The sequence below is a fragment of the Rhizobacter sp. P5_A1 genome, from assembly GCF_056400745.1.
Map to the genome: position 1 here is coordinate 1 of NZ_JBFUKR010000060.1, position 7,397 is coordinate 7,397.

General features: G+C 68.9%; 6 protein-coding genes and 2 pseudogenes. 3 read left to right on the forward strand and 5 right to left on the reverse strand.

All coding sequences use genetic code 11. The features are described from left to right. A pseudogene (locus AC1DTW_RS27870) lies at nucleotides 1–330 on the reverse strand (C4-dicarboxylate ABC transporter); the annotation flags it as partial. Between the two features lie 62 nt (nucleotides 331–392). Continuing rightward, entirely contained in the window at nucleotides 393–1,406 is a 1,014-nt protein-coding gene (locus AC1DTW_RS27875; protein ID WP_477985250.1) for a TRAP transporter substrate-binding protein, read from the reverse strand. 129 nt (nucleotides 1,407–1,535) lie between these two features. Here AC1DTW_RS27875 and AC1DTW_RS27880 point away from each other — a divergent pair, with 129 nt between their 5' ends. The 3 genes from AC1DTW_RS27880 to AC1DTW_RS27890 all read left to right on the forward strand — a co-directional run bounded on the left by AC1DTW_RS27880 (nucleotide 1,536) and on the right by AC1DTW_RS27890 (nucleotide 5,187). Continuing rightward, nucleotides 1,536–3,542, forward strand: a complete 2,007-nt coding sequence (locus tag AC1DTW_RS27880; protein ID WP_477985252.1) for a sensor histidine kinase — start codon at nucleotides 1,536–1,538, stop codon at nucleotides 3,540–3,542. Next, on the forward strand, nucleotides 3,539–4,162 hold the full coding sequence (locus AC1DTW_RS27885) for a response regulator transcription factor (protein ID WP_477985254.1): 624 nt from the start codon (nucleotides 3,539–3,541) through the stop codon (nucleotides 4,160–4,162). Before AC1DTW_RS27880 ends, AC1DTW_RS27885 begins: the two co-directional genes overlap by 4 nt. Nucleotides 4,163–4,263: 101 nt before the next feature. Then, entirely contained in the window at nucleotides 4,264–5,187 is a 924-nt protein-coding gene (locus AC1DTW_RS27890) for a chromosomal replication initiator protein DnaA (RefSeq protein WP_477985256.1), read from the forward strand. Between the two features lie 46 nt (nucleotides 5,188–5,233). Here AC1DTW_RS27890 and AC1DTW_RS27895 read toward each other — a convergent pair whose 3' ends face one another. From AC1DTW_RS27895 to AC1DTW_RS27905, 3 genes and pseudogenes are all read right to left on the reverse strand, one after another. After that, nucleotides 5,234–6,658: an NAD(P)(+) transhydrogenase (Re/Si-specific) subunit beta gene (locus AC1DTW_RS27895; RefSeq protein WP_477985258.1), complete on the reverse strand. Its 1,425-nt coding sequence runs from the start codon at nucleotides 6,656–6,658 to the stop codon at nucleotides 5,234–5,236. Further along, complete coding sequence (locus AC1DTW_RS27900; RefSeq protein ID WP_477985260.1) at nucleotides 6,655–6,984, reverse strand: NAD(P) transhydrogenase subunit alpha part 2; 330 nt, start codon at nucleotides 6,982–6,984, stop codon at nucleotides 6,655–6,657. Before AC1DTW_RS27900 ends, AC1DTW_RS27895 begins: the two co-directional genes overlap by 4 nt. Before the next feature lie 11 nt (nucleotides 6,985–6,995). Further along, a pseudogene (locus AC1DTW_RS27905) lies at nucleotides 6,996–7,397 on the reverse strand (NAD(P)(+) transhydrogenase (Re/Si-specific) subunit alpha); the annotation flags it as partial.

Sequence of the window (7,397 nt, forward strand, 5' to 3'; positions counted from 1 at the left end):
GACTTCGAATTCCTTCACGCCGAGCGGGCCGAACTTCGCGAGCGAGGGTGCCAGCATCTGCACCGAGCCGAGCTGCAGCGCCTCGAGTTCTTCCTTGTCCTTGTAGAGCTGGCTGTTCGGGTAGACCTCGACCTTGACCTTGCCCTTGGTGCGCTCTTCGGCGAGTTCCTTGAACTTGATCGCGCCCTTGCCCTTCGGCGTGTCGGGGGCGACGACGTGGCTGAACTTGATGACGATCGGCGCCTGAGCACGGCCGATCGCGGGCGCCGCGAGGGCGAGCGCGGCGGCGACGGCGAGCACGGCACGGCGGGTGGTGATGGTGTGGGTCATGGGTAGTCTCCTGCGGGAACGTCAAAGGAACGTCAAAGGAACGTCAAGTAATGGGGCTTCGGTCAGCGCGCCACGCCGGTGGCCTGGTAGACCTGGTTCAACAGACTCGCGCCGATGCGCGATTCCATTTCCTTGTGGACCGGCCACAGCGTCTTGCGCCAGACTTCGCGCTCGGCCGGCGTCAGGTCGTGCACCTGCGTCTTGCCCGAGGCCTTCAGTTCGGCCAGCGCGTCCGTGTTCTCCTGTGCGACGAGCTGCTCCTCGAACTCGCTGGCCTGCTTCACGGCCTTGGCCAGCAGTGCCTGGACGTCGGGCGGCAGGCCGTCCCAGAACTTCTTGTTGACGATCAGCGCATACCCGGTGTGGGTGTGGTTGGTCAGCGTGATGTGCTTCTGGACCTCGAAGTACTTCTGTGTCGTGTAGCTCGACAGGATGTTCTCGGTGCCGTCGACCACGCCCGACTGCATCGCCTGGTAGACCTCGGAGAACGGCATCACCTGCGGCAGCGCGCCCACGGTGCGCAGCGTCGCCTCGAGCACCTTCGACGAAGGGATGCGCATCTTCAGGCCCTTCAGGTCTTCGGGCTTGCGCAGCGGCTTGTTGGCCGAGAACACGTGGAAGCCGCCGCTCCAGTACGCCAGGCCCCTGATGTTCTTGCTCTCGAGGCCGGTCATCAGCTCCTGGCCGATCTTGCCGCTCGTGACCTGCACAAATTGCGCTTCGGTCTGGAAGATGTAGGGCAGATCGAAGATCTCGAACTGCTTCGCACCGAGCGGCCCGAACTTGGACAGCGAGGGCGCCAGCATCTGCACCGCACCCAGCTGCAGCGCCTCGAGTTCTTCCTTGTCCTTGTAGAGCTGGCTGTTCGGGTAGACCTCGACCTTGACGCGGCCGTGGGTCGCCTCTTCGGCGAGCTGCTTGAACCTCAGCGCCGCCTTGCCTTTCGGCGTGTCGGGGCTGACGACATGGCTGAACTTGATGACGATGGGCGGCGTCTGCGCGAGCGCGCCGCCGCAGGCGAACACGGCGAACGCGCAGGCGGCCAGGGCCGCCCGACGGACGAGGGCGATCGACACGGCTTGTCTCCTGTCGTTGGAATGGATGCGGGTCTTGTTTTTCTTGTGCGCCGGATTCTGGTTCGCGCGCGACGGGGCGGGAATTGTGGAGTTCCACATTTGTGCGTCCACGGACATAGACTTCGCCGCATGCGCGCGCCGGCACCCGAACCCCGACCGTCCGCGGCCGCCGGTGCCGTGACGGCGCCGCCGCGCCCTGCGCTGGCGTTGCCGCCGCGACCGGCGCTGCGGCGCGGCCTGTGGGCGCTGCCGCTGCTGATTTCGCTCGCCTTCGTCGCCGCGGTGCTGACCTGGCTGCGCAGCAGCGAGCAGGCAGAACGCGAGGAACAGCGCACCGAGCTGATCTCGGACGCGCTGTCGCTGCAGGCTCAGGTCAGCGCACGCATCGAACACGAGAGCGCGCTGTTGAACGAGTTCGCGGCCGACATGGATCGGCGCGGCCTCGGCCCGCAGGGCTTCCAGGCCGCACCGGAGGTGCAGCAGGGGCTGCACCGGTTCTGGATCGGCCTGACCTGGCTCGATGCCAGCAACCGGATCGTCGCCCACCTGCCCGAGATGGCGCCACGACCCGATCTGCCCAGCCTCGCCGGCAGCGGGCTGACGGCCCACCTGCGTGCGCCGCTGGCCTCGGGCGGCGCGCTGATCGCGCGCTACTCGCCCACCGACATGCTGCGCCAGAACGTGCCGTGGTGGCTGGCGCGCAAGTACGACGTGCGTCTGGTCGACAGCTTCGGCGACGTGATGGCGTCGACCACCGAGGGCCGCGATCCGGGCGACCGCCAGTCGCACCGGATCAGCCTGGAGCCGACGCTGACCGACGGCTACCTCGAGCTGATCGCGCGCGACCGCATACGCCCCTGGTACCGCAGCCTGCCGGCCGCGATGGTCGCCGGCTTCGTCGCGCTGATCGCGGCGATCACCTGGATGCTGCGGCGCCAGGTGCTCGACGTCTCACGCGCCGAGGCCGCATGGCGCACCGAGGCCGCGTGGCGCAGCGCGATGGAGGATTCGCTGACCGTCGGGCTGCGGGCGCGCGATCTCGACGGCCGGCTCGTCTACGTGAACCGCGCGTTCGCCGACATCGTCGGCTATGCCCCCGAGGCGCTGAACGGGCGGCTGCCGCCGATGCCGTACTGGCCGCCGGATTCGATCGAGGCGTCGATGGGCCGGCACCGCCGCAACATGGCCGGCGATGCGCCGCGCAGCGGCTACGAAACCTGCTGGCGGCACAGCTCCGGAGCGACGATCGACGTGATCGTGTTCGAGGCACCGCTCGTCGATGCCAGCGGCCGGCACATCGGCTGGATGGGCTCGGTGGTCGACATCACCGAGCGCAAGCGGCTCGAGGAGCGCGAGCGCCACCAGACCGACGCGATGGCGCACCACGCACGTCTGACGATGCTGGGCGAGATCGCATCGACCCTCGCGCACGAACTGAACCAACCGCTGAGCGCGATCTCGAGCTACAACGCCGGCGTGATCAACTCGCTGCAGCGTGACGCACCGGCCGGCAGCGCCACCGATCCGACCGTGCTGCGCGCGCTGCAGCGCCTGGGCGAGCAGGCCGCGCATGCCGGGCGCATCGTGCAGCGCATCCGCCAGTTCCTGACGCGCCGCGAACCGCAGCTCGAGGCCTGCTCGCTGAACGCGGTCGTCGAGGGCGGCGTCGACCTGCTGCGCCGCGAGCTGGCGCGCCAACGCGTGCAGCTGACGCTCGTGCTCGCGGCCGAGTTGCCGACGCTGGTCGCCGATGCGGTGCTGATCGAGCAGGTCGTGATCAACCTCGTGCGCAATGCCTGCGACGCGCTCGCCGAGCAGCCGATGACGGCCGTCCACGAGCGCCAGCTCGAGGTCCGCACGCTGCGCACCCCCGACCAGCGCTTCGTGCGTGTCGATGTGCGCGACAACGGCCCGGGGCTGCAAGGCCGTCGCATCGAGGCGCTGTGCGCGCCGTTCTACTCGACCAAGCTCGAAGGCATGGGCATGGGGCTGGCGATCTGCCGCTCGATCCTCGAAGCGCACCAGGGCGTGCTCGACGCGGTCGAGGCGCCCGGCGGCGGCGCGTGGTTCTCGATGACGCTGCCGGTCGATCTGCCGATGACGCTCAGTGCGCTCGAAGCCGAGGGTGCCGTGTGAGCGCCGACGCACGCGTCGTCTACCTGCTCGACGACGAAGCCGCGGTGCGCGACGCACTCGGCTTCCTGCTCGGCTCGCGCGGGCTGACGGTGCGCAGCTTCGCGAGCGGCCCGGAACTGCTCGCTGCGGTCGACGCCGAACTGGCGGCATCGGCGCGCGCGCTGGCCGGCGTGTTCGTGCTCGACGTGCGGATGGAGCCGATGTCCGGCCTGCGCGTGTTCGACGAGCTGGTCGCGCGGCGCCTGCGCAACCCGGTGCTGTTTCTCAGCGGGCACGGCGACATCCCGATGGCGGTCGAGGCGCTGAAGAACGGCGCGTTCGACTTCCTCGAAAAGCCGTACAGCGACAACGCGCTGGCCGAGCGCATCGAGCAGGCGCTCGCGGTCGACGCCGCGATGCGCCAGACCGACGCCCGCAGCGAGGAGCGCGCCGCGCGGCTGGCGAGCCTGACCGAGCGCGAGCACGAGGTGATGCAGCGCGTCGCGGCCGGCAAGCTGAACAAGGTCATCGCCGACGAGCTGCATGTCTCGGTGCGCACCGTCGAGGTCCACCGCGCCAGGGTCTACGCGAAGCTCGGCGTGCGCTCGGCCGCGGAGGTGGCGACGCTGCTCGCGGCGTGAGCGGGTGGGAGGCCGCCTACAGTCGCGCAGGCGCTTGGCCGGCTCCGCGGACGCCGCGAAGCGCCGATGCTCCAACGTGAATCGAACAACAGGAGACAACCATGCGCCGCACGATCCTTGCACTGATGTTGGCATGCGGGCTCATCGCTTCCGCCTCCGCCTCCGCCCAGGTGAGCGTGAGCATCGGGATCAACGTTCCGGCGTATCCGCAACTCGTGCGGGTGCCGGGCTATCCGGTCTACTACGCCCCGGCCGTCGGCGCGAACTTCTTCTTCTACGACGGCATGTACTGGGTCTACGAGTCGGACACCTGGTACGCGAGCTCCTGGTACAACGGCCCGTGGTCGCTGGTCGACCCGGTGTTCGTGCCCGTGTTCGTGCTGCGCATCCCGGTGCGCTACTACCGCGACCCGCCGATGTACTTCCGCGCCTGGCGACCCGACGGGCCGCCGCGCTGGGGCGAGCACTGGGGGCACCGCTGGGAGCAACGACGCCCCGGATGGGACCGATGGAACCGCGCCGCTGTGCCGGCACCCGCGCCGTTGCCGGTCTATCAGCGCCAGTACACGGGCAACCGGTATCCGCCGGTCGCGCAACAGCGAGCGCTGCAGAGCCAGAACTACCGCTACCAGCCGCATGACGCGGCCGTGAGGCAGCACTTTCAGCAGACCGCTGCACCGCCGCGATCGCCCGCGAACGAGCTGCCGTCACGCCAGGCCGCGCCGCGCGGAGAGATGCCGGCGGTTCCGAATCACCCGGTCCCGCCGCCGCCTTCACGCGCCCACGAGAACGCCCAGCGGCCCGCCATGCCCGCCGAGCGCGGGCCGCAGGGCCACGCCGCGGCACCTGAGCGCGCGCCGCAGCACCCGGTGCCGGCGCGACCCGAACCCTCTGCGGGCCGACCCGTCCCCGCAGGCCCGATGCCAGCGCCACAGGAGCGCCCGGGGCGAGGACAGGGCCAGGGGCATGGACAAGAGAAGGAACACGAGCGCGGCGAGGGCCGGGGTCAGGACAAGAAGAACTGATTCGAGCCCCGAGGGCCGCCGCGCTCGGGCGAACCGGCGTGGCGTCTTACTCGATCGCCTTGACCATGTCCTCGACGACCTTCTTCGCGTCGCCGAACACCATCATGGTCTTGTCCATGTAGAAGAGCTCGTTGTCGAGGCCGGCGTAGCCGGCGGCCATCGAGCGCTTGTTGACGATGATGGTCTTGGCCTTGTAGGCCTCGATGATCGGCATGCCGTAGATCGGGCTGCCCTTGGTCAGCGCGGCGGGGTTCACGACGTCGTTGGCGCCGAGGATGATCGCCACGTCCGCCTGCCCGAGCTCGCCGTTGATGTCTTCCATCTCGAAGACCTGGTCGTAGGGCACCTCGGCCTCGGCCAGCAGCACGTTCATGTGGCCGGGCATCCGGCCGGCGACCGGGTGGATCGCGTACTTCACGGTCACGCCCTTCTCGGTCAGCTTCGCCGCGAGTTCCTTGACGGCGTGCTGCGCACGCGCGACCGCCAAGCCATAGCCCGGCACGATCACGACCGTCTCGGCGTTGCCGAGCACGAACGCGGCGTCATCGGCACTGCCGCTCTTGACCGGCCGCGCCTCGGCCTTCGCACCGCCCGCGGCCGCGGCCTCGCCGCCGAAGCCGCCGAGGATCACGTTGAAGAACGAGCGGTTCATCGCCTTGCACATGATGTACGAGAGGATCGCGCCCGACGAGCCGACCAGCGAACCCGCGACGATCAGCATCGCATTGTTCAGACTGAAGCCGATGCCCGCCGCGGCCCAGCCSGAGTAGCTGTTCAGCATCGAGACGACGACCGGCATGTCGGCGCCGCCGATCGGGATGATGATCGTCACGCCGAGCACGAAGGCGATCGCGAGCAGCGCGCTGAAGTCGACCCAGCTCTGGCTCGCGACGAAGCCGTAGATGAAGAAGATCAGCGCCAGGCCCAGCACCAGGTTCAGGATGTGCTGGCCCGGGAACTGCACCGGCGCGCCCTTGAACAGGCGGAACTTGTAGGTGCCCGAGAGCTTGCCGAACGCGATCACCGAACCGCTGAAGGTGATCGCGCCGATCGCCGCGCCGAGCGCGAGCTCGAAGCGGTTGCCGCCGGGRATCGGWTCGCCCTTCGCGACGATCTGGAACGCGTGCGGTTCGGCGACSGCMGCGACCGCGATGAACACCGCGGCGAGGCCGATCATGCTGTGGAAGAACGCGACCAGCTCCGGCATCTTCGTCATCTCGACGGTCTTCGCGCGGTAMGCGCCGTAGCCGCCGCCGGCCAGCAGCCCGAGCAGCACCCACGCGAGCCCGCCCGCATGACCGTCGGCGAGCTTGACGATCAGCGCGCCGGTCGTGACCGCGGCGATGCCCATGCCGGCCATGCCGAACAGGTTGCCGCGGATCGACGAGGTCGGGTGGCTCAGGCCCTTGAGCGCCTGRATGAAGCAGACGCTCGCGATCAGATAGAACAGCGTGACGAGGTTCAGGCTCACTTGGTCTCCTCCTTCGGAGCCGCGGCCTTCTTGTCCTTCTTCCGGAACATCTCGAGCATSCGCCGCGTGACCAGGAAGCCGCCGAAGATGTTGACCGCCGCGAGCGCGACCGCGAGCACGCCGAAGCTCTTCGCGAAGCCGCCTTCGGTCAGCGCGGCMGCGAGCATCGCGCCGACGATCACGACCGCCGACAGCGCRTTCGTCACCGCCATCAGCGGCGTGTGCAGCGCSGGCGTGACGGTCCAGACGACGTGGTAGCCGACGTAGATCGCGAGCACGAAGATGATCAGGTTGGTGATCGTGTGGGAGACGATTTCGTGTTCCATGGGGCTGCCTCTTACTTTCTTTTGACTTCGCCGGCCTGGGTCATCAGGCACGCGGCCACGATGTCGTCGTCCATCGGCACCTCGAACGTGCCTTCCTTGGTCAGCACGAGCTTCAGGAAGTCGAGCACGTTGCGCGCGTACAGCGCGCTCGCGTCGGCCGCGACCAGCGCCGGCAGGTTCGTCTCGCCGACGATCGTGACGCCATGGCGCACGACCGTCTTGTCGGCCTCGCTGAGCGGGCAGTTGCCGCCGGTCAGGCCGCCCGCGAGGTCGGGGCCCTTGCCGGCCGCGATGTCGACGATCACCGAGCCCGGCTTCATCGACTTGACCATCTCTTCGGTGATCAGCGTCGGCGCGGCGCGGCCCGGGATCAGCGCGGTGCTGATGACGACATCGGCGAGCGCGACGCGCTT